This window comes from Candidatus Saccharibacteria bacterium (assembly GCA_016432585.1).
Lineage (GTDB): Bacteria > Patescibacteriota > Saccharimonadia > Saccharimonadales > Saccharimonadaceae.
In genome coordinates this window covers 65,617-89,306 of the sequence record CP066696.1, presented here as the reverse complement: position 1 = coordinate 89,306, position 23,690 = coordinate 65,617, and the positions used below count along the sequence as shown (strand labels likewise).

The following is a 23,690-nucleotide window of genomic DNA, read 5'->3' as shown; positions in this document are numbered from 1 at the left end:
GTTGTTATTATTACTTTCGTACTAAAATCTCTCTCTGTAAATCAACAACCATATGAATAACACCTACCGCAAAAAGAATAAATGTGTATGCGGCGAAGTTTTGGGCAATCACCCAGTTTCCTAAAATAATAGCCGCAGGTACCATACCGAGTGACCATAGGGCATACATAAACGTACGCCTGGCGGGCACACGCCTCCAAAGAGCAATAACCGCGTACCCAGCGATAACGACATGTCCTATCCACTGAAACTGCGAAAGGAATCCAAGGAGCACCATGGCGCACAAAAAAAGGATAAAGCCGCCTCTGGTTTCAAGTAGTGAATGCTTGGTAGATTGGTGTGCGCTAGTCATTTACGTTCTCCATCTTATATAGCAATAGTTTGTCGTTTTCTTTTACAAGCCGCAGATTCGGGATATCTTTTATATAACCATAAGATTGCCAGTCTTGTTCTTTTGCGAGGACGATGTAACTTATTTTTTGGTCGTTCATAAAGTCTCGAAGGCCACTAGCGTCTCGCGCACCAAGAAGATCCGAGAGCTGGCGTTTTATTTGGTCTGGTCGCGTTGGCGAGATTGCTTTGAATTCGGGATCATCACTAATAATTGTTGGATTTTCAAAAAACTTTGCGGCAGGATTGGCGATAATTCGATCACCACTAAAACTATATGCGCTATATTGGTGCCACGGCAGGAATAGTACTGTTTTCGATTGCTCCGTCTTGAGATCAGCGTTTAATTCGTACCATTCTGTAGGATACGACCGAGGAGCTAGCTGACCACCAAACCCCCAAAACATCACTGGTGTAATAATGATCGGCAAAAGCAAAACACCAACCATTGCCATTTTATTGCCTGCTTGCCCCCATTTTACAGTTGCCCATTTTGCAAAGGCTACCACGCCAAACGCGCCCAAAACAGCGTAGCCAAGTGCAATAAGGCTAGCGAACTTGTGCGGCTCGCGGTAGCCACCCAAAAGCGGCAAAACACCACTGGCCCACTCGATAAGTGGCGTAGCCGATAGAACAATTCCCGTAACAACACAAAACATACCAAAGGCGGCAATTGCTCGGTGCGTGCGCCAGGCACGTACAGCGCCCGCTACCACGAGTATCCACAAAAGAACGACAATAATCCCCCAACCTGGCACGATAGCCTGCGGTTTTACAAAAAGGTTTTGCGCCTCTGCCCAGAACCCTTGCAATCGTACAACTTCTCCAATAGGGCCAAGTACTCCAGCACCGCCTGTCGCAAACGCGGCGAAATGATTTGCATCCATGCCGGCTACTGATTGGGCCACAGCGCCATATCCCATTATTACTGGCGCCAGCCAAAAACTCGTTGCAGCAACCAACAGCAATACAGCCAGCCCACTACGTTTAATAAAGCGCCGAAGATCTGGCGTGCGTCGGTATTTTATATAACCAGCAATTGCAAAAAATAGACCAAGTAGCGTAATAATACCAATGTGGTGTAACGACACGGTAATTATAGCCACCGCCCACAAGCTAGCGACGATAGCCGACCGCAGTGAGTTGGTTTTGTAGAAATCGTAAAGCGCCCGAACAAAAAACGGCACAAAAGCATATCCTAAAAGCACCATCCACTGCCCTGCCATAAACCGCGAATAAACAAACGGATTAATCATATAGAGCAAGCCAGCAAAATACGCAGCGACAGCCCAAAAATCCAGGCTATCTTTATTTATTTTTACTATTAACAAATGCATGCCGACACCAGAACAAAGCAATACCGCGAGGAGTATTATTTTTTCAATAACGTCGCCGGGTAATACTGCGTTAAGCGCCCATAGTAAAATCTGCAAAAAATATGTATTTGTTATTTCGCTTGGAAACGGACTGTGTGGCGTAAATACCAGGTCGAGCGTCAGAATATACCCAGGCAAAAGAAGTGGCAAAATAATAATACAAGCCAGTGCGCCATACTCGAACCAAAGGACTCTATTTGGCTGACGTAACCATGCTTTTATCTTTTTCACTCACCCGCTCCTATTGTGACATTGTAGGTCATTTTTGTGTCGGTCGGCAGAATCTGCAATTGAGGCGATCGGATTTCTGTAAATGATTGCGGTATGTGTTGAGCGGGTGCCAGCATGAGCGAGTCGACGATGATTGCGTTCTGTGTTTCGTTTTTAAGTTCGATCGGCGCCGTGCCTTTTTCTAGATCGATATCAACATAAAAGTACGTTACATCGAGGTAGTCATTTTTAGTAGCGCGGTCGTCTTTTATTTTTTGCAAAACAATATCGCGCCCAGCAATAGTCGCCTTTATTTCATTTGCCCGCGAACCACCATGAAGCAGTAAACGATACTTACCAGATTCGGGAACGACAAGTTTCATGTCGAGCGTTACTGCGCCCTTTGCAAGCCCTACAAATGCTGGCCGCTGGAGCCCCACAAGACTTGGCATATTCTCGTGCAGATAATTGTAGGTATCGGTTTTTGAATAAAGTGTGCCTAGTGACAGTGCGTTGTTTGTGAAATTAGAGCTCGCAACGTACTCTGAATTAAACGGTAGTGAAATTGGGTTTGGTACAAAGATATTCTTTCCCGCCCACATCGCATAAAAGTCGTAATAGCTACGTTCAACACTATCCGTCAGTAGCTGTTTTTTAACATTCTCTTTTGCATAGTCTTTAATTTGCAATGGAAAACGCATTAGGTTGTTCGTCTTTTTTGAGCCATTGAGATAACGAACGCTGTTTTCCCAGTTCATATTCATAAGGGTCGAAACCGACGTATCTGGAGCGCGCTTTAGACTGTAGAGCTTGTAGTCGCTGCCATCAAAAGTTTTTTCGTACTTCGATGATTTATCGAGGCTTTTTATTACTTTGGCATCGATATCCGCGAGATAGGCTATTCCTTTTTCGCGGGGCTGAAGATGCTGCGGTACTAGTATGTCGGTGATTCCTAAATTATTCGCAAGAATATCCTCCCACCACGTTTCGTTATAAGAGATTGCCCGGTAGACCAGATATGACACGAGCTTGTTTTCGGTTTTTGCTCCAACCCCGTAATACAATGTCGGCTCGTTTAAATAGTAGATGAGATATTTATCCAAAAAACTATACCGTTCGTTATCTTGTAGTAGCTCACGGCCGCTTTCGAGCGTTGGTAGTATAAACAATTTGTCGTGTTTCTCGCTGGCAAGCGTCGACTTAATCGTTTTTAAATCATCTGGCACACGATATGGCGCGACAAACGACGCAAGGTCTCCGGAAAAGATCGCGGTTCTATAGTCGTTATTTCCGAGGATTGGAAAAAGAGCCATAAAGACGACAACGAGTATTGCAGATCTAGCTCGCATTTTTTGCGACAAGACATCGCGCAGCCACACAAGTGCAATCATAAATAGTACTCCAGCCGCATAGAAATAAATAAACTGAAACCTGTGCGGGAACCGAAGAATATTTATGAAGGTCTTCATGAGGCTCGCAATACTATCCCCTATGGCGTTGCCCATGCTTGCAAAAAATACCGCAGTATCACCGAATACTTTATGGAATGAATACGGGCTATTGTCGCTGTAGCCTATCGTCATCCACATGGCAAAAATCATAACGATAAACAACGTCATTATCATGACATTACTTACGATATGAAGCCGCTTCCAACTTTTAAATATAAACAATCCGCCAATTAAAAACATAACAATCATTGTGCCGAACCGTGGAATTGGCGCGAGGTAATTGCCATGTCGCATAAGGTCGAGATGCCCTGCTGTATCGAGCGAAAAAATAAACGGCAATGCCAGCGAAGCATAGTATATCATCCAATAGTTCACGGGTATTTGGGTTGAGACATCGCCCATACTACTTGATGTCGTGAGCATAATATAAATAACATATGGAACAAGACTAAGTAGCGTAATGACAACAAAGTACAGAACATTTCGCCGAAAGTACTTCCAAAAAAACCGACGGTTCATTATAAAAGTAAAGATCATATGAATAACAACAATAAGAACAGCAACAACATAAAAGATCACATGATAATGAATAGCGGGATTAAGAAGAGTGAGAAGTGAAATCGCAATGATATTCTTTTTTTCGAGTTTTTGTTTGTAAAACAACTGTTCAAGAAACAGCGACAAAGAAAGCGCGAACATACTGAAGCCGATAATAAGAACGTAAAAATGCGCAATCTTAGCATAGAGTAAAATAACATGAATCAACAACGCCGCAAGAAGCGCGGCGGCTACACCAAACAGTGATTTTTTATAAAAATATTTTCCAAGCTTATGAAACGAAAAGAACAATAGAAAGGCTGATATGGCGTTTAAAATAATAAGCGCAAATGGTAACACCTGGTAATAGCGTACCCACGCCGTCCAAAAAGAATAGCTTACACGCACTTCTTCTGATGACGTTAAGGCCGAGGCTCCGTCTCCCCAAAACTGCGAACCAAAGTTAAAAAAAGGGACAAGTTCTTCGCGAACGATAGATGCATCGCCCGCAAGAATTGATGGAATTGCCACAATGACATCACGAAAAATAAATGCGTGTAGTAGAAATAGCCCTAGAAAAATCAAGATGTAGAGGCGAAGCGGATTTGCCCGCAACCACAAAACCCAGGACCTTTCATGGACCGCTTTGGGCTCTTTGTCGACAGCCTGCTTGCGCCGACTCATAAACTCAGCGCTCGTATGTCCTCCTCTGCCTGAGCATATGTTTGCCGCGTGATAAGTCGGAGCTTTTCTTTTGATTCCTTTTTCATTGATACTATCGTTTCGTACTGGCGATTTAGCTCTGCAAGTTCAAGTTCTTCTAACTCTATAGCGTGCGGGTAATTTGTTTCGGTAACAAATCGCCAGCACTTTGTGTCGTAAGCGATCGCGACAAATGGAACTGCATTGACCGTTGCAAGCAGTAACGAATGAAACCTCATGCCAATAAAAACATCGCACTGACGAAGATAAGAACTTGCAAGATCGATGGGAACTTTGTCGAGCATTGTATAGCCGGTTTTCTTTTTTAAAAGATCGCCAAAAACCTCTTGCATAAACGTCAGGTCGTTGCGAGGATTAAACGCGTGCTGAAACGGAACGAAGATAATATAGTCGCCGCTTTTTAGCCTCTGCAAAACGAACTGTTGCATGGTTTGAATATACTTGTCTCGGTCTATCCAATCGGGTATGTCCGACAGAATATTAATACCAATAACGTTTTTGTATTTTTTGCGATCAATTTTTAGGCTTTGCGTTTTCCAGGGTTTTTCCCAGACGTGATCGATAAATAAGCCGTCGGTCGAAAGCTTGATTTTGGCAGCTGGAATATGAAGAATATCTTTTGCATAATCATACGATTTTTTATCGCGGAATATCGATTCTGTTGCCGCACCAATTGCCATTTTTGATATAAAGCGACCCAACCCAGTGCGAAGAACACCGATTCCAATATTTAAATGGTATAACTTTGTACCTAATAATTTAGCAAGGATATTAAACGCCATCATCCGCACGATCACGCTGTATTTTGACCTGCCAGTCGAAGCGTATAGTTCTTTATATAACGTCCCTCCGCCGTAAACGATACAATCCACTTTTTTTATAAGCCGAACATACTGAAGAATCGAGGTGCTGTACGTATCAACTACCTGAAGCTCCGGATATGCTTGTCGTACCGGCCGTGGCAAGTGGTCGGTCGTATTGGCATTAACATAAATCTCTGTGTAGCCACGTTTTTTCAATAACTCCAGGTAATTCCACATTAGAAGATCGTCGCCAAGATTACTTTGGCCATAACTTCCAAGTAGCAAAACGCTTTTATTCACTTCCCGACTCCAATCCTGTAATTGTTTCGTACGCTCGAACAGTCCGCTGACCAACATTAGACCAAGTTCGCTCGGACTTCATGAGCGACGAAGTTTCACTGTATTCATTACGGTGACTAAAAAAATAGTCAAGCCGTGTCGCCATTGCTTCTGGACTTCGTTCAAATAGCAAGTGTGGGTACTGGGCAAAAATATCAGCAAACGCAGTGCTCACGAGAAATGGTTTTTCGTAGCCAATAGCAAACGACATAGGGCCCGAACTAGAGATTGCGGTTGTGTAAGGATACAGCGAAACATCACTTGCGCTGTAGTATAGTCCGATTTCGGTCTCGTCGATAAAGCCCTCCCAGCGGTATTGCCCTGCCGGGATTATTTTTGCTGCCTTATCTTGAAGTCGTTGATACTCTTTCAAATATGCCTCGTTGTCGTGCAGTTTCGGATGTTTTCCTGCGCCAATAACAAGCACCGCGTTGCGATTTATTTTTGCGTATTCGCCAAAACCTTCTATCAATAAATCGATTCCTTTATAGCCTGTTGCATACCCCATAAACAAAACGACATCCGCGTTTTTGGATAACTGTAATTTCTCGCGAGCATTTTGTTTTTCAAATGCCACAAGAGATTCTACGCCATGTGGCACGACAATAATTTTCTTGGCATCAACCCCATAACTTTTTATAAGTATCGACTTGAAATAATGCTCATGAACGATAACTTTTTGAGACCATTTAACAAGCGGTGTATAGATAATTCGAAAGGCTAGTTTCACGATCCATACTGGCAAACGAGAATTATTTTCGTTTACAAATTTCGCATCGATCTTGCTAGGATCAACGACGCCATGAAGCGTTATGACAACTTTTTTACGCCATAAAAATACAAGCCACTGCAGTAGAAATGCTGTCACAATCCCGCCGTACAATGCCAACTCTTGCTGAATATGAACAACATCGGCGTCAAGCTTTTTCAGCTCTTTATGGACGGCAATAATAAAGCTTGGTTTTTTTACAAACACGCGCCGGACATCTAACGAATCTTCAGCGTATTGTTCAGGACTATCGATAACATTACACACCACCGATTGAGTATGCGCGCTGGCCTGAATGCTCGTAATAAGATTTTTGCTGTATGAAGCAACGCCGCTTCCGCTTGTGTGCTTGCTGTTTTTTGGAGGATACAACGTGACGTGCGCTACTTTCATGCTTCGTCTCCGTTTTCCTCGTTTTTGACAATATACAGCGGCCGGTTAATCACCTCCTCGTGGATGCGAGCGATATACATTGCGACAAACCCAAGACATATCAGTACCACTCCGATCAAAAACAAGAGCATGATTGCAAGCATTGCCGTTCCTCTAATTTCGAGATTCATAGGATCCCCAAGGACGTACTTTTCTATAATTGTGAATAGGCCAAGACCCGATGACACAAAAAGAATAAACCACCCTAGCCAACTGGCAAATTTTAACGGGAGCATGCTATACGCGGCAAAGCTGTTCATGGCAAGCGCGAATAATTTACGGTAGCTGTATCCTGCCTCACCAAACCTTCGTGGCGGAGCCTCGAAATAGATATAACGGCGCTCAAAGCCAGACCAGTCGATAATTCCTCGTGTTATTCGGTTGCGTTCAGTAAACGTTTTAAACGTATCGATAACCGGTCTATCAATAAGTCGAAAATCGCTGGCATGCGGCGTAATATTCGACGAAGAAACACGGCGAAGCAGTGCGTAAAAGCCATTCGATGTCAGCTTTTTAAACCAGCTTTCGTCCTTGCTATAACGCTTTACGCCAACGACAACATCCGCTCCGTTTTCCCATTCTTTTACAAAGGCCGGGAGAAGCTCTGGCGGGTGCTGTAGATCGGCATCCATAATGATAGCGGCATCACCCCGGGCGGTATGCAGCCCTGCCGTAACGGCTATTTCTTTGCCAAAATTACGAGCAAGTTCTACGACTCTCGCTCCTCTGTCCTTTTTAGCAAGTCCACGCAGTTTTTTAACCGAATCGTCGCTGCTGCCATCGTCGACGAATATCAGTTCAAACTTTTGCGGTAGTTTTTTTACAGTTGATTTTATTGTTTTATAGAGAAGCGCGACATTCGGCGACTCATTGTATATCGGTATGACGATTGAGATCGTTTTGTTGTGCATTTCGGCCTCCTCGTTTTAGATTTACTAATACGTATACTCCGGTGACAAACAGTGTGAAACAGCTAGTGAAGAGCAAACCGTAAACAACGGATTGCAGTGTGTCGTGCCACATAATCATGATACTTAGTGACACAACAAATCCAATTATACCAATAAGCGTGACCGTTTTTTGACGGAGTGTTAAATAGTACATAAACACCAGATTGACGAGTGATATAATAAAAACAACAAGCGCAAGAATCGGCAGAAGACTTGAATATTCTAAATAGGCAGAGCCCATGAGGAGCTTTGTGAGCAATTCTGGAAAGATCGCACAGACAACTACCACCGGCCCACAGATGAAGATCGTCAGTGCAATTGACTTTATCAAAAGCAAGAGATTCTTTTGATCCGGTTGATCTATTTTAACCAGCGGCATAAGCACCTGTGAGATTGGAGCTGCCAGAAAGAAGACCGTACGAGCAACCGTGGCAATGCCCGCATACAGACCTGCTGTATGTGCATCGAAGTAGTACTTTACCACAATAACGTCGATACTCATGAGTAGCGTTATGGAAAGCAGGCCAACAAAAACAGAGCCTGCGTATTTGATTTCAGGAAGTACTGCGCGAATATCAGGAAGTGTTCCGTAATGCGTATCACTTGGCCTCGAAAATCCCAGCCGAGCCGCCCATCTTGCAGCATAAAAGAATGCAGCAAGTTGAGCGGCAACGATGCCAAATATCGCACCCGTTACCCCAAGACCCAAGACAACTAGCCCAGCTGAGAAAATAATCTTTACCGAAGCACCGATAAGCTGCGAGATAGATGCAACGCCGAACGCTTTTTGCCCGCGCGCAAACGCGCTTCTAAACGTTTGCGGGATACTTACAAGTAATGCGAGGGCTAGTGCGATAAATGGCAAGCCCGAATCAAACCGTAACTGCTCGCGTAGAAATTCGCTTGCGAAAATTGTCACCGCCAACATCGCTAGCGCACCGTACACAGCTAGCTTTTCTAGTTCAAATATGATGCGATGTGCTTTTTTGGTATCAACATAATTCGTAGTAATATTTACAGTTATCATACCGAGTACACTCAGGAAGATCGTGAACTGCAAGAAGAATGAAACGAGAACCTGAATCTCGCCAAATGAGGCCGGGTCCATCATTCGCCCCAACACCGGGTAGTATGCGTAGTTTACAACTCCAACAACGACAGAGCCAAAGAAGAACACGACATTGTGCCGGAGAAAACTGCCTTGTGTTAACGCCTTAGCAAGCTTCATAAAACTACCTCCAGTACATTATTTTCTCACACCTGCTACAATAAAAACACTTATGACCGCTCCTTCAAACCTTACGGGTGACCCAACAATGATGCTCGTCGAGGCATCACTTCGGACAGTTTTAACAAAAGGGATTCAAGACGCTACAGAGATTGATTCTCGCTATGAACGATTATGGCAAAGTATAGCCGACATCGTATCTTCTGGTGGTAAGCGGCTACGGCCACGCATGGTGCTTCTTGCCTACGAGGCTTTAGGCGGGCGGCAGCCACAAACACTTGCGCCAGTTGCCGCGGCGCACGAACTACTGCACACGAGCCTGCTTATTCATGATGATATTATCGACCGTGACACGTCGAGACGTGGCCGCAAAAACATAAACGGACTTTATGAAGCCTTTTACCAACCCTACCACCTTGATCAAAAAGATAGGGTACACTATTCGTACAGTGCAGCTATTCTTGCCGGTGATTTACTCCTTGCCGCAGCGCACCAGTTGGTAATAGAAAGTTCGCTTAATCCTCGGCAAAAAACAACAGCTATGCGGTTTTTCTCGCGCGGTATTTTTGAAGTAGCGGGCGGCGAACTGGTTGACATCGAGTCGACATTTATGCCGCCCGAAAGTAGCAGTGCAATTATGATTGCCCGCTATAAAACCGCAAGCTATTCTTTTATATCGCCACTACTTTCGGGCGCGGCACTCGCCGGAGCGTCATCGGCGCAACTTGACCATTTGCGATTATTTGCCGAATCGCTTGGCGTTGCGTTTCAGCTTTCCGATGATCTTCTTGGAATGTTTGGCGATGAAAAAATAACCGGAAAATCTACCGACAGCGATATTCGCGAAGGCAAACTTACGTATTTGATAGAACAATATCTTGCGTTGACGCCATTAGAATCTCGCGCTACTTTTACTGCCGCGTTTCATAACACCAATGCCTCGCCAGAAGATACCGAGGCACTAAAGCGCGATATCGAAAGATCAGGTGCTCGCGAAAAAACCATGCTCGAAATCGAATCGCGTGCAAAGATTGCCGAAGAATCCCTTGATAAACTGGCTCTATCAAAAAGCTCACACGACAAATTTTTAGCACTCATTCACGCCGCCGTACAAAGACAAAAATAACAGAATCAGGTTTACGCGGGTCGTAATGCCAAGGTCACGAGAGACCATCGACGATCTTGTGTAGTCGTCGCTTCGAACGGACCCTGCGAGCCAGTGCCGGAAGTAATCCTATCATACACCGCGGTACAGGGTCGGTTACTCGAACCCGTTGCGGGACATGTAACAACCTCGCTGCTAAAGCCGCCAGCCGGAGCCGTCCAGTCTGCATCGCTAAGTGATGTGCCTGCCACTGTTGGTATACCGTATATTGCGACAAGCATTGCATTTGTCGTCGCAACCGTAACGGCTGGAGCTGATGCCGAAAAACTAGCGACGTCGAGTTCGGAGAAAACTGCCGACGTATCGAGAGGCGTCGTTTGATCAACGCCGCTATAGACGCGCAAATGGCCAGTATAATGGGCTGCATTCACCGAGGTAGAGGTAACAGTTCCACCTGCATCGCCCGACTGCGCGACGCGCGTGTAGACTGCAAGCGTATATCCTGCCCCGCCAGCGCGCTGCTCGCCCTGTTTTGTCCAGCCGCTTATTGCATTAAACACTGTCGCTGCGTTTGTTGTTTGAGATACAACAAGCACTAACAAATCGCCAACCTGAATTGAGCTCGGCATAGTAACGCCAAGGGTATTAACCGTTACGCCAGTATTCGAACTGATATCACGCAGCGCAATCCCCGACGCTGCACCAGGAGTAAGCACCCACTCTGAACCATTCCAGCGTTTTAACGGTTTCATTACCCAAGACGCGCCGTCCCATACCTTAATCGGCTTTGACGCGAACGCAACCCCGCCCCAAACTTTGATATACCCTCCGGTAGTACCATTGACGATAAAGTCGGCAGCGCTTTCGGCGTTTCCGCCAAATGATTGCGGCACGCTAGAGTCGGTTCCGCTGGTTGTCCATGACTGCCAATGGTAGCTTGTGCCAACCGAAAGTGCCGTGGCTGCAACCGACATAACCTGGTAGATAGAAGGTGATTTATTCACCCAACTCCATGCGGCGGGTAGCGCTGTAATATCGAGCGACTGCGTGTCACTAAACCACGTTCCCGATACCGGACGACCCGCAAGAACAATAAACTTTCCTCCTACAAGTATCCAGCCAGCACTACGGCGCGCGCTTGGCGTATTGGCTGTCGCCTGTGTTGTCCAAGACGTAAACGATGCCGTGCTCGTGTAGCGAATTGTATTGTTCACTACCGATCCATCGTATCCAGCAAAACAAACGAGGCGCTGATTTGTGCTGTCGTACACCATTGAGGCTCCACGAACAGCAAGACCGCCAGTTACTCCTGTATTTGTCCAGGCGCCATTCGTCGTCGTAAGGTCGAGGTAGAATAGCTGCGAGGTGAACGTAGTACCCGCAGCATTGGTCGTTCCTCCGTGAATATAGAGCCGCTTATTTGCAGTGTCGTAACTGTAAGCAGGCTGCCAGGCCGCCGTAGGGCCTGTTCCTGTTGGCGTTAGTTGCGTCCACGTCTCAGCCCCTTCGGTAAGATTAAGCGCCCAAGTGTCACTAAGAACTGTCGCGCCAACACCCTGCCCTCCCCAAATAACAAGACGTTGGTTTACCGAATCGTAACAGCCCGCCATTAACCATCGAGGATTTGGCGGCGTTCCCGAGACGGTTAACTTTGTGGCGTGATACATACCAAAAGCGTCTGCCCTTAGCTCCCAGACATCGCTTGTTCGGTTACTGCCGCCGTTCAGTCCACCGAAATGAATAATGCGGTCATTGGCACTATCATAAATAACAATTCCACCCTCACTTTGCGGCATCACGAACGGACCGCCCGCTGCATAACGCAGCGTATTTGTCGTTGGATTATACGCCCAAATCTCGGATATGTGATCACCACGAGTAATTGTCGTGTCGTCGTCCATTGTTCCATAGCCACCAATTTGTACAACCTCGCCAAGCGCCGAATCGTAAGTTGTCGCCGCCGCGTCCCGGGCTCGGAAATGATCTATAACATTTAGGCTGTGAACGGTCGCCGAAGTTGTGGTTACTGCAAGATCAAGAGCGTACACGTATTTAACCGTGCTATCGTAGCCGTTCATTGTCGCAACAACCATAACATTGCGATCTGTATTAATCGTTGCCGCGCCGCTTGAGTAAGCGAGGAAACTTTGATTGCTTAGATCATTTACATGAAGGCTCGTCCAGGTTTCGCTACCCGATTCTAGTGATAGCTCGTAAATATCATTACGGCTATTGTTGATATTCCCCTGCCAACCCGCCATAACAATCGCACGCTGATTAACCGAATCGTAAACGATACTCGGCAATTCGCGACCAGCCGGCGCCGAGCCACCCGGAGTAATCTGTGAAAACGTACTTGTTCCGATAGCAAATTGCCATACGTCACTAAGGTACGTCGTTCCGTTATAGCCACATGTAATAATAAGGCGATCATTCGCCGAATCGTAGATCATTCCTGTACCAGATCGAATACCCGGGTTACCCACCGCTCCGTTTGCTTTTACTGTTGTCCAGGTAACTGCAGTTGGGGTATTCACATTGAACGTGCATCGCAGCAGGTCGTTGTATCGCGCCGCGCCCCAGCCGCCAAAAAGATAGATATCGTTCGTATTCGAGGCTGTCGATTTTGCAACCATATGGTGCGTTAAATACGACCGAACAAGCGGTGTATTGGTTTGTGTAATCGTTGACCACGCTTCGGAGCCTGGCGTCGATAAGTCAAGGCAGTGCATCTCGTTGAGATCCGAGGGCGACGAACCACCAAAAATCACCATATAGGCTTTGTCGACCGCACCGGACGTTGTTCCCCGCGCATAGGTAGAAGCTGCCAAGTTTTTAGCTGTCGGCGGCGTTCCGCTTGGCGCTAATTTACTCCACCTATGATACCCGTTGTCTGCTGTTAGCTGCCAAACTTCATTAAATCTTGTTGTTCCGTTGTAGCCACCAAATAATATGTAACGCTTATTTTTAGCATCGTAGACCAAACTTCCACCACGTCGGGCGGTTATTAGTTCAGCCTGTTTTAGTATTCGCGCAGTCGATGAAACCGTGGCCGTATTTGTAAATCCAACACCAACCGCCTTCACCTCGGCATGAAGTGTTGTCGCAACAGTTGGCGTTTCGCTATAGACATCGGCATCAAGCCATACATCGTTTGTTGAACCGTCGCCACTCGTATTACCCCCAACAGCAATTGGTGTATATTGATCATTACGATACTGTGCGCGCGACGACGCCATGGTCGGCATCGTATTGACGTTGTCAAAGATTGCCGTGTCGGTTGAAACGTTAGTTGACGACGTTCCGATAAATAACATAGTATACATTGCCGTTACGGCAAATGGTGTCGGCACCGATGTTAGTGCCGACCAGGTTGCACCGTCGGCCGAATATTCATAGTAAAGCGTTCCGCCGGCTTCGCGAATACGCCACCATCTGTGAGTTGTGGCGCCATAGGCCATTGTTGCTGGCGTTGTCCAAACCCCGTCTATTTGGTATTCGGCAACAAAAAAGCCGCCACTTTCGTAGAGCGTTATCGTATGTTGATCATCTACTGCCACCTGCAAACACGTGCTTGCATCGGTAAGGCCAGTAAGAACATGCGGCACCTCAACATGAACTGCCGAATCGGTTAAATTACCCGTTCTTACGGATTGCATTCCCCGGTACGATGCCGCCGTAACTGAAGCGATCTGCAGTTCGCCGCCAGTTTCCACAGCGTGGCCCACATCCCAAAGATCCCACTTTGTTGTATCGAGCGAGTTGTCGTTAAAGTCGTCGGTAAACGTTTCGATTAATGGCACATCTAATAAAACGCTAAATCCCGTTGTAGAGTTGGAAGTAACGTTAAATGCCATTGACGCGCCTAACTCGCCAGACTATCGGATGACCGGCCTGCGTTGCTACTATTTCTTGCGGAAATATAGAGTTCTTCTGTGTTGTCGTACCAGCTGAACGAGAAAGGACCGTCACCACTGCGGGTTGTCGACTTCACTAGCTCACCCGGTTGCTTGGTGTTTTCATCGGAGCGATGCAGATCGATACTCACTGTTCCAGCAAAACCGGTAATGTTATCGGCCACCGTATAGGTAATAGTGTGGTATGTCATGATAACCCCGAGGCTCACCCAAGCATTGACCGTCGTTGAGCCGTTGATATGCACTCGCCATCGCCGGGCCGTCTCTACGTCTATGCGATCAGGGTCGGCATCGCCTGGAAACCTCTTAAAGAGGGTTCTCATTTGTGAGTACATAAGGAACGTACCAATCTCGGGGTCTGTCTGCGAGCTGTCGCTGTAAACAGGCTCCCACTCCATCCCACCTTCTGCCACCAGGCGCTCTGCCATGACGACATATCCCGACGGCGCAACCACACCGCTTGACGCCACAATTAACTGTGTACCAAGCGCTGTTATAAAATAATCCGTTTCGGGTATAACAGGTGCTGTTGCTGCAACGGTATAGTTGCTCGCGGCAGCACCCGTGCCATTTTGCAGCAAGCCCCAATCTACCGTATGGTTATGCGCGCCAATACCAGCAGTGGCGACCGATGACGTGTAATTAACTATCCAGTAGCCACAGGCATTCCATCCGAAGTCGGTCGTGTCGGAGCGATACACGTCGAAGTTTAGCGTGTTTCTACCTCTAGCAAGCGTAAAGGCTGCGTCGTTACGAACCATGGCACCGTTTGCACCACAGAGTACCGATGCAGTGTCGGTATATGCAACAAACGAACCCGTACCTACCCGAAAGTTAAGCGTACTAATAGCAGTCATTTGCTGCCAAAAATGATAATAGGCCACGCGGTTAGTTGTAATCGTTCCCGGCTCTTCTATCCAAAGTTCGCGCGTACCCCTTTGATAATCGCTGGCAGTCGTACCACCCATAGGCGAAGCGATATCCATCGGCAACATTAGCGAATTCATAGCGCTCGTGGTGGTAGCTCGGTTGAACTCATACGTCACTACTAAATATGCCTGAAAGTGATTAACCCTCGCTACCGTTGCTGTGGGCTGAAATGTTTGCGTCGCAGCAGTAGACGGGTATGTGGAAGTGAGGTTGTAGACGTAGCGGAAAAACCGATCCGACGCCAGCGTACCCTCGTAGTTACCCGTTGTTACGCTTGCCGCTCCGACACGTATTGTCATAGTATGCGACGTCGTTGCGGCATTGCGGGCTTCGTTACCCTGCATAACCAGGTGGATGTTTCGATACGCCTTGCTTGCCTCGGGTAAATATGTGTCGAGTGCCGGAATCGTATCATACGTTGTGGCTGTCGTGGCAATAGCACCGACCGGCGCGTTCAGTGGGATCATAACCGTCTTTACATGAGTCGCGCTTGTATCGTCGTACTCATACGTGATGTCCAGCGTCACACACACATTCACCATCCCTAGTGTCGTTCCTGAAGATTGATTGATTTGAAGCTGAAAGTCGCAGGTCATACTCGACCCTGACCAGTTGGTCGTAAAATGGCTCGTAAAATCAGCCGACAGCCAAAATGAGGCATTCTCAGCCGAGGTTGTTAGCGTGTTAGCATTTGCAATCGACGTATAGCCCGCCGCCCCGACACGCAAGCCTAGCGTCTTGGTTGTTAATGAACCTCCCGTTGCCGTCACGATATCGTCCATCGTTACATGCGCAACAACGCTGCGGAATACCTTGCTCGATTCGGGAAGATATACCGTTATTTGAGTAAGGGTCGTAAGGGTGTTGTTTACGAGTGATGCCAGTGCGGGAAAGGCGTATTTTACAGTCTTAAGTCTCGTCGCCATGATTATTCTCCTTAGTTAATGTCCACCCATAGGTCGCCAACGGCTGGTGTAGAGGGCGCGACAGTCCCAACAGATATCTTTGCAAATCCAGCTGCCTCGGGCACCGCCAGGTTCGTACGCGCCCCAGCCGCAGTTGTCGCAGCTGTACCACCATTTGCAACCGCCACACTTCCCGTAAGTCCGATAGTGACGTCGACCTCTTCGTTACCAGAATCGTCTACAGGAGTAATTGAAACGTTTGTTCCGTCTATAAAGTTAAGACGTCGGCGTGATCCTATAGCCGAACCTGCCTTGGCAATAGCCAGGCGTGCAATTGCGTCTAAGTTACCGCTAAGCGCATCGGGACCACCGGTACTATGTGTTGCACCGTGGGCCGCCCCCGCGCCAACTTGCACCCACGCACTGCCCGTTGACTGATAAAGTGTTCCGCCGTTGTTGTCGGTGGCAAGATAGTAAAGATTGGCATTTCCTGCCGCAGCAGCTGGGCGCGAGGCAAATGTGCCCCGTAGTAGCATGCCGCCCGCCACTGAAGTAAGATTTGTTTGTGTTGCACCTACTGCCCCAGCACTTATCGTGCCGTCGGAGGCATGCGAAACCTGGAGGTATTCATTAAGAATTGTCCCCCAGTTTCCCGCGTCCCCACCAACAATAGGTAATCGTGCCATTAACCGAACACATCCTCATCAAACTTTTTTGGCGCGTTTGCTTTTCCAATACCGCCATCTGGGTGGCCATACTCGCGTTCGCCAAAAACGTTTTCATTTTTATTCGCTAGGTCTGATTCGGGCGTATTTAGTGCCTGAATAACACCAAAAACACCAATCATACCTAAAAAGCTGCCGCCCACCGCGCCTAAAAATTGCCCACGCGACATTTCTTTTTCAGAAATCTCTGTCGCCATACGCTTAAGATCACTCATTTTACCCCCGTCCGCTTACGCTTAACTATAGACGTTCACACCCCTCGTTGTCAATAAAACCAACCCCGGTACTAGTTCGTTACAGCTGTATAAACGACCGTGGTCGTGTACGTATCCGAAGGTAATGACGAATCTGCGCACACCCCATACCAAACATCTGTTATTTCGGCAGGATTCGCCGCGCCTGACGACGATGCAATTGCAGTCGGTGATTCGTCGCTAGCTGGCATCGCAGCAAAGGCAACACTAGGAACGCTTCCACTGTTTTGTGCCGAAGTTGGGCCGGCGCCAAAGCCGGCAAGATTATCAACACGATACCCCCATGTGTTCATAGCCAGAATTGTCGGCGACGCAGGCGTGGCGCTCGACGCAGTTATGCTCGCACTAGCGCCAGTCATATCATTATTTCCGGTGCTTGTCTTTGCTGTGAGCGTATAGCCTGTCGTGCTGTTAGTAAGAACTGAAACGGCATCTTTTTGAACAGTACATTTACCAGCCGGAGTTGGGACAACATCAACACTGGTAGCGCCATCGCTTGTAAGAGTGAGGGTGCACGACCCGTAGCTACATCCACCGTAGTCACCCGCGCCGTACACTGCAGTGTCGGTCGTGTCTGCACGAACGCCGCTACTGACAAGCAGTAGCACAATAAAAATCGCTACAGCCCCTCGCGCGATCAGCCCCAATCTTCTCATACTATTACTTTAGCTTACCGTGGCGGGCATTAATAGCCCATACGATACTAAGGCTTATTATGGCGAGCGCAAAAAGTGTTATTGCGTCAATCAGTATATGCTTTTCAAGAAAACCAAGAACTATCTCTTTTTTAACATACGTCACCGTAATACTGTCGGAATTTGCCGACTGTCCGCCCAACTCGGAGCGAACCTGGATAATATTGTCTCCTAGTTGCAATCCCACAAATGCGCGGTACGTACCTTCGAGCGACGCAACGACATAGGCCATTCGCTGACCATTAACGAATATCGTGACTATACTTCCGGGCTCGGCCTTTCCGCTCACCCAAATAACATCTGCAGAAACAACCGCTTCATCTGTTGGCCGCACAATAATCGGCTTTACGTGACCATCTGCGGCGCTCCGTTTCTCGCGGTAGTAATTTTCAACAATAGGATAATCAAGCGAGGGTAACGGCGATGGAGTGGGTGAACCAGGAGCATTAGGATCAGACGGGTTGCCGTTACCAGGCGGAACAGGAGCGGGCGGAGCTGGGTGGTAAACTGTCACCATATTCGAGTCCTGTATGGTATCACAGTCATTTACTTCACGCGCGACAAGCTGGGTATACCCACTTAAAAGGGGTACTTCTAGTGCATACGAGCCGTCGGGAACAATAGTTGTCGCACCTATCGCCTGCCCGTCGCCAAGAATAGTAACGGTCATACCTGGCTCGCCCGTACCCGAAACAACAACCGAGCTCTGCTTGATCTCTGCCCCATCCGCTGGAAGCCCTATCGTTGGAGCGATAAACTGTTCGCATATACTCGACTGAATAGTCTGCGCGGCAAGAGTGTTCTGAGGGGCAAAAATAACCAGGCAAAAACTAGCTGCCGCGAGAACAATGAGCTTATTTTTTGTGAGCCACTGCACGCTTACGACCCAAATAGACAACAAGGCCTATAAAAGCTACGATACTACCGAGCGTCACAAGACGCATTGGCAGATTTGCGATAAAAACAAACTTAGTTGGAAGTTGCTCGGTCTTGCCCGGATAGGTAACTTCGCCGTCTACCTTAAATAAGCCGAATGACGCGCCGTTCTCCCATACCACGGGGATATCACGTACTTTTTGCGGAATAATTTGAGGATTGCGCTCATACGAGAACTTCTGCGAGCCGAACAAATCACTCACGACAACCTTTACTCTTGCAGGATAATGAACCGAACCTTCGTTTGCCACCTTTACGCTTGCAGTAAATGGCGCCTCTTGCAGCCAAGGAACATTCCAGCCTGCAACGCTTCCCTTTTCGATAACATTACCCGACACGCGAAGATAAACGATCATACCAATACGCTTTCGCGTTACCACGCCCGTACTTCCTTTATCCTCGGTTTCAACAAAAATGGTCGCATAGTAACTGCCCGCGCCTGTTCCTTTTGGAACGGCTATCGTAAACGGAACGGTATTTTGGTTGCCTACTTTTATGTCGCCGTCTTTTTTGCCAAGCGTAAACCATTTCGTAATATCGGTCGCGCCAGGGATAGGACTAAAGTATGGCTTGTAATCTTCGCCATCAACACTATACGGGGTTGTGTATACTTTGTACGAAATATCAAGCTCACCCTGATTCACCACAAGCATTTCGCCTTTGTACGACCCACCAGGGGCGACCGTTACATCTGCCGATGTTGGCGAAATAGTCAATCCACCAGATGCCGCATTAACAGGCTGTACGGCCGCAGCAAGTGCGATAATAAATGCAAATATTCCCGCAGCTAAGCCACCCTGGATTATTTTTTTCATAGTAAATTGTCTTTCCCGCACCCGTTAGTTTGTCGTGGCAGTATAGGTAACGCCATCGGTATATGACCCTGTTGGCTGTGACGTATTGGCCGCTACAGCGTACCATACCGTTGTCGTGTCGTTGCTTGCTGTGGTTGCCGTGGTTTTAAGCGTTGCAGGCGACGAGTTGGCCGGCATACCCGCAAACGTCAGTGCGCCGATCGCCGCGCTGTTTTGGCCAGATGTTGGACCTGCTCCAAAGCCTGCTAACCCATCAACGCGGTATCCCCAGGTGTTAGCCGCTTGAACAACCGGCGAAGCCTGCGTACCAGATGATGCCGGGATTGTATTACCCCCCGAAACAAGCGTTGTTGTTGCGTCGGTGTCGGCAATCTGAAGCGTATAGCCAGCCGAGTTGTTAGTACTTACCGTTAGCGTGTCGCTTGCGATCGTTTGCGCACCCGAGCCCGTAGGTGTTACGTTGACCGTTACGGTGCCGTTGCTCGTAAAGACGCTTATCACACCACTAATTGCCGAGTTGATTGTCGTTGAAGTTGTTGCGGCACCAGCAACGGCGGGCATGACAAAAACACTGAGCACCATAAATACAGCAGCAAATATAACGCCGGAGTGTTGTTTGTTGATTCGTTTTATCATATACCCCTGTTAATCCTTTATATATGGATACTTGTTACTTTGAAGTATATCATGCTGCTTACGGTTTTGAAACGGTGATATATGGGATCAGATCACATCTGTACTGGTATTCGCCTCTAGGGTCAGGTCAAGAACCCTCCGGCCCGACCGACGTGTCGTCACAAGCAGATACGGATCATCTGCAACCCGGACATCGACTGTACTTCCAGCTGGCAATAAATCTGGCGGTTCGCCGTCTCTGTGCGATAAAACTGGGCTCAGAACAGTAAATCCATACTGAGCTGTGCGTTTACCATAAGGAAGCCCGCCAATTATGGCCGCCCAGCCAAGCGTGCTTGAGACAGGGTTCGGCTTTGTCTTTGCGACAATCATTTCTTTCTCAAAGTGCCGCACGCCAAATTTGCCAATCTTGGCCATCACCCGCCCCTTTACCACGGTTAAATCACCCAGGCGCTTTTCGCTGCCATCGTTATCGACGAGGTCAAACGCACCATCACCAAAAAGGCTTGCAAACCCAAGTTTTAAATCTTTCACCACAAATGTCCCAAGCCTGTATTCGGGCGACGCTAACCGGCGTGATGCCTCGCCGGTTTTGCCAAACCCAAAATATGACACGGCCTCGTCGACCGCTACTTCGTCTTCATGCACCACTGTCCGCTCTAGCGTGTGGGCTGGCACGACGATGCCGTTTTGCAACACCCAGCTTGGCGCCCGACGAACCCGACCGTGCATAGATTGGCGAACATCATTCGCGTTGCCGCCCTCTAGTGGACAAATTGGCAATGGCCCGCCAGTAGCTTCAATCACCTCTGGCTGGCGCATGGCCGAGACAATCGTGCCGAACGTACCATCACCACACACCGTCCCTACAACGTCGCCGGGCTCTAGATTGCTAGCGAGCATATCGACATTCGGTTCGATACCGCCAGCAACGGTGCCAAAAATATCGGCAGCAAAACCGTGTTCTCGAAGTTCATCGACTGCCGCCTCTGCCATCGACCTGCCCGATGGATTATAGACAACCGCCACTCTTTCAAATGCTAATTTTGAAGCTCGGAGTGTGTTCATTAACTAACGACGGATTTCTGTTCCCGATGTACCGCCTACAGCAGCGCTTACCTTATCGAGCGATGCAATCACTGCACGGCGCGTGTCGTTTTCTTCAACAAATTGCAGTGCAGCCATGACCTTTGGCAACATACTCCCCGATGCAAACTGGCCGTCTGTAACATATTGGCGCATTTCTTCGGCGGTAATGGCACCAAGCGCCTCTTGGTCGGCAGTACCGTAATTGATCATTGCAGATTCAACCGTCGTAAGAATAAGCAGACAATCTGCATTGATTTCGTCGGCCATTACGGCGGCGCTAAAATCTTTGTCGATAACCGCCTCGACACCTTCGTATACACCGGATTTTTTAACGACAGGAACCCCACCGCCACCGGCTGCTATAACAACCGTACCCGTGTCGATAAGTTGGCGAACCGTATCAATTTCTATAATTTCTTTTGGAAGTGGAGATGGAACAACACGTCGCCAGCCACGACCGGAATCTTCACGAACAACAAAACCGCGTTCAGTAGCGGTGGCCTTTGCCTCGTTTTCGGTTTCGTAAAATGGACCGATTGGCTTGGTCGGATGAGTGAATGCTGGATCGTTTTCATCAACCCGTATGCGCGTAACAAGCGTTACGACAGCGGGCTTTATTGCAGTCTTTTGCAGCTCGTCGGCAAGCGCCTGCTGAAGCCAGTAGCCAATAAGCCCTTGGCTCATGGCAACATTACTATCAAGGGGGAGTGTTGGCACTTCGGGCGTATTAATTGCCTCTTCGTGCAAAACAATATTGCCCACCTGTGGCCCATTGCCATGAACGATCACCAAGCGGTGACCGTCCTGAATAAGCGGAACAAGCTGAGCTGCCGTCGATCGCGCCACCCTTTGCTGCGAGCTAGCACTTGCCTCACCTTTTTGTTGCAAGGCATTGCCCCCAAGGGCGACGACGATCGTTGACATATATTCCTCCTAAATTACTGCAGAAATAATTAACACTGCAATGCTTATCGCCGAGAAGACTAACATAAGCTTCCATGTGCGGCGCAGATATACTCCATATGATACCTTAGCTAGCGCCAAACCACCAACAACCGAAGCAACTGTAGGGGCAATCATGTTAATAACACCCTCGGAAGTCGCAAAGGCGGTCACAATAAGATGACGGTCGATATTTGCGAAATCGGCAAGCGGCGCCAAAATCGGCATAGATGCCGTTGCTAGGCCAGAGGTCGATGGAATAAGGAACGAAAGCGGCAAATACACGACAAACGCCACAGCCGGCAATAATACCGACGGAACGGATTGCAGTAGTTGCTCGCCGTAATTAATGAACGTGGCCATAATCTCGCCGTTGGTCATGATAACAGAAATACCACGCGCAAGACCGATAATCAGCGCAACACCCAAAAGGTCACGCGCACCATCGATAAACGTATCGACAAATCCACCACCATCTTTTTTAGCAGGAACTTTACTGTAGTACACAACGCCAATAATCATAGCGGCAACAAGGAACAGCATAGAAAGTTCGTTAAACCACCAATCGCCCAGTGATACGATACCACCAAACAATATACCAATTACCGGAAGTTCTTTAAGCCAGGTTGCCATGTCGGCAAAGAACGTAATGCCGAATTTGTATTCCCATGGAATAACGGCGATCACCATGATAACGAATGCAAGACCAAAGATTGCCATAACAGCTTTGCGCCTACCCGTAAGGGCGGGAACATCTTTTACGCGCGCCGTTACCGAACGAGGTTGAAGTCGCGAATCTTCCTTGTATTCACCCTGCTTTACCTTGCCTGCGTAGCGCATAACAAACCAAATCGCTACAAGAAGCGTCAGCACCAGAACGATCAACCGCTCTATCATACCGTCACCAATTGAAATGTTTGCAAAACCCGCTGCAATGCCTGTCGAGAATGGGTTGATTGTCGAACCCAAAACACCAACACCAGCACCCAAAATAATTACCAGCGCGGCAACCATTCCGTTGTAGCCGGCAGCAAGCATGACAGGAACAACAAGCGCGTAAAACGCAATCGTCTCTTCTTGCATGCCATACGTCGTACCACCTAGGGCAAAGAGTGTCATTAACACCGGAATCAGCCACTTTTCGCGACCTTTCATGTTTTTGACAATACGACCTAGGAACGCATCGAGCGCACCGGTTTTCATGGTAACACCCAGGAAACCACCAATAATTAATACAAATAGAACAACGTCGATTGCTTCGGCAGTACCAAGTACAGGAGCTTGCAATACTTCCCAAGGTCCTTGGCGAACATCAACGCTTTCACCTTCTACATCCTTCACCTTATCTACTTGTTCGTAGGTACCGGCAATAGGCGTAGGGTCGCTACCGTCGGTTGGTTCAGTCAGCGAGTACTGCCCCGACGGCACTACCCAAGTAAGAAGCGCAACAACCGCGATCAGTCCAAAAAGGATACTGAACGCCGAGGGCATTCTCCATTTCTTCTGTGTCTTTTTTTGTGGATTTGCTTTCAT

General features: G+C 47.9%; 19 protein-coding genes. 1 reads left to right on the top strand and 18 read right to left on the bottom strand.

Annotated features, from left to right (window positions below):
• Nucleotides 1-10 precede the first annotated feature (10 nt).
• From HZB75_00360 to HZB75_00330, 7 genes are read right to left on the bottom strand one after another with little or no spacing between them, the layout of a single operon-like run.
• Complete coding sequence (locus tag HZB75_00360; protein ID QQG50951.1) at nucleotides 11-352, bottom strand: hypothetical protein; 342 nt, start codon at nucleotides 350-352, stop codon at nucleotides 11-13.
• Nucleotides 345-1,997: a hypothetical protein gene (locus tag HZB75_00355; protein ID QQG50950.1), complete on the bottom strand. Its 1,653-nt coding sequence runs from the start codon at nucleotides 1,995-1,997 to the stop codon at nucleotides 345-347. The genes HZB75_00360 and HZB75_00355 overlap by 8 nt, the downstream gene beginning before the upstream one ends.
• Nucleotides 1,994-4,648, bottom strand: coding sequence for a hypothetical protein (locus tag HZB75_00350; GenBank protein QQG50949.1), 2,655 nt, complete (start codon nucleotides 4,646-4,648; stop codon nucleotides 1,994-1,996). The genes HZB75_00355 and HZB75_00350 overlap by 4 nt, the downstream gene beginning before the upstream one ends.
• Nucleotides 4,645-5,790, bottom strand: coding sequence for a polysaccharide pyruvyl transferase family protein (locus tag HZB75_00345; GenBank protein QQG50948.1), 1,146 nt, complete (start codon nucleotides 5,788-5,790; stop codon nucleotides 4,645-4,647). Before HZB75_00345 ends, HZB75_00350 begins: the two co-directional genes overlap by 4 nt.
• Nucleotides 5,783-6,991 (bottom strand): glycosyltransferase, encoded by a 1,209-nt coding sequence (locus tag HZB75_00340; protein QQG50947.1) that lies wholly within the window; start codon nucleotides 6,989-6,991, stop codon nucleotides 5,783-5,785. Before HZB75_00340 ends, HZB75_00345 begins: the two co-directional genes overlap by 8 nt.
• On the bottom strand, nucleotides 6,988-7,941 hold the full coding sequence (locus HZB75_00335; protein QQG50946.1) for a glycosyltransferase family 2 protein: 954 nt from the start codon (nucleotides 7,939-7,941) through the stop codon (nucleotides 6,988-6,990). The genes HZB75_00340 and HZB75_00335 overlap by 4 nt, the downstream gene beginning before the upstream one ends.
• Nucleotides 7,898-9,208, bottom strand: coding sequence for an oligosaccharide flippase family protein (locus HZB75_00330; GenBank protein ID QQG50945.1), 1,311 nt, complete (start codon nucleotides 9,206-9,208; stop codon nucleotides 7,898-7,900). The genes HZB75_00335 and HZB75_00330 overlap by 44 nt, the downstream gene beginning before the upstream one ends.
• Nucleotides 9,209-9,260: 52 nt before the next feature.
• Here HZB75_00330 and HZB75_00325 point away from each other — a divergent pair, with 52 nt between their 5' ends.
• Complete coding sequence (locus HZB75_00325; GenBank protein QQG50944.1) at nucleotides 9,261-10,334, top strand: polyprenyl synthetase family protein; 1,074 nt, start codon at nucleotides 9,261-9,263, stop codon at nucleotides 10,332-10,334.
• Nucleotides 10,335-10,345: 11 nt separating this feature from the next.
• Here the strand turns inward: HZB75_00325 and HZB75_00320 are convergent, their stop codons facing one another.
• The 11 genes from HZB75_00320 to HZB75_00270 form a co-directional block, all read right to left on the bottom strand.
• On the bottom strand, nucleotides 10,346-14,170 hold the full coding sequence (locus tag HZB75_00320) for a hypothetical protein (protein ID QQG50943.1): 3,825 nt from the start codon (nucleotides 14,168-14,170) through the stop codon (nucleotides 10,346-10,348).
• An 8-nt stretch (nucleotides 14,171-14,178) separates the two neighbouring features.
• Nucleotides 14,179-16,086 (bottom strand): hypothetical protein, encoded by a 1,908-nt coding sequence (locus HZB75_00315; GenBank protein QQG50942.1) that lies wholly within the window; start codon nucleotides 16,084-16,086, stop codon nucleotides 14,179-14,181.
• 11 nt (nucleotides 16,087-16,097) lie between these two features.
• Nucleotides 16,098-16,751, bottom strand: coding sequence for a hypothetical protein (locus tag HZB75_00310; GenBank protein QQG50941.1), 654 nt, complete (start codon nucleotides 16,749-16,751; stop codon nucleotides 16,098-16,100).
• Complete coding sequence (locus HZB75_00305) at nucleotides 16,751-17,005, bottom strand: hypothetical protein (GenBank protein ID QQG50940.1); 255 nt, start codon at nucleotides 17,003-17,005, stop codon at nucleotides 16,751-16,753. The genes HZB75_00310 and HZB75_00305 overlap by 1 nt, the downstream gene beginning before the upstream one ends.
• 71 nt (nucleotides 17,006-17,076) lie before the next feature.
• On the bottom strand, nucleotides 17,077-17,700 hold the full coding sequence (locus HZB75_00300; GenBank protein ID QQG50939.1) for a hypothetical protein: 624 nt from the start codon (nucleotides 17,698-17,700) through the stop codon (nucleotides 17,077-17,079).
• A gap of 4 nt (nucleotides 17,701-17,704) precedes the next feature.
• Nucleotides 17,705-18,616, bottom strand: a complete 912-nt coding sequence (locus HZB75_00295) for a hypothetical protein (protein ID QQG50938.1) — start codon at nucleotides 18,614-18,616, stop codon at nucleotides 17,705-17,707.
• Entirely contained in the window at nucleotides 18,594-19,490 is an 897-nt protein-coding gene (locus tag HZB75_00290; protein QQG50937.1) for a hypothetical protein, read from the bottom strand. The genes HZB75_00295 and HZB75_00290 overlap by 23 nt, the downstream gene beginning before the upstream one ends.
• A gap of 24 nt (nucleotides 19,491-19,514) precedes the next feature.
• Complete coding sequence (locus tag HZB75_00285; protein ID QQG50936.1) at nucleotides 19,515-20,126, bottom strand: hypothetical protein; 612 nt, start codon at nucleotides 20,124-20,126, stop codon at nucleotides 19,515-19,517.
• A gap of 87 nt (nucleotides 20,127-20,213) precedes the next feature.
• Nucleotides 20,214-21,194 (bottom strand): hypothetical protein, encoded by a 981-nt coding sequence (locus HZB75_00280; GenBank protein QQG50935.1) that lies wholly within the window; start codon nucleotides 21,192-21,194, stop codon nucleotides 20,214-20,216.
• A gap of 3 nt (nucleotides 21,195-21,197) precedes the next feature.
• Nucleotides 21,198-22,139, bottom strand: a complete 942-nt coding sequence (gene arcC, locus HZB75_00275; protein ID QQG50934.1) for a carbamate kinase — start codon at nucleotides 22,137-22,139, stop codon at nucleotides 21,198-21,200.
• Between the two features lie 9 nt (nucleotides 22,140-22,148).
• Complete coding sequence (locus HZB75_00270; GenBank protein ID QQG50933.1) at nucleotides 22,149-23,690, bottom strand: YfcC family protein; 1,542 nt, start codon at nucleotides 23,688-23,690, stop codon at nucleotides 22,149-22,151.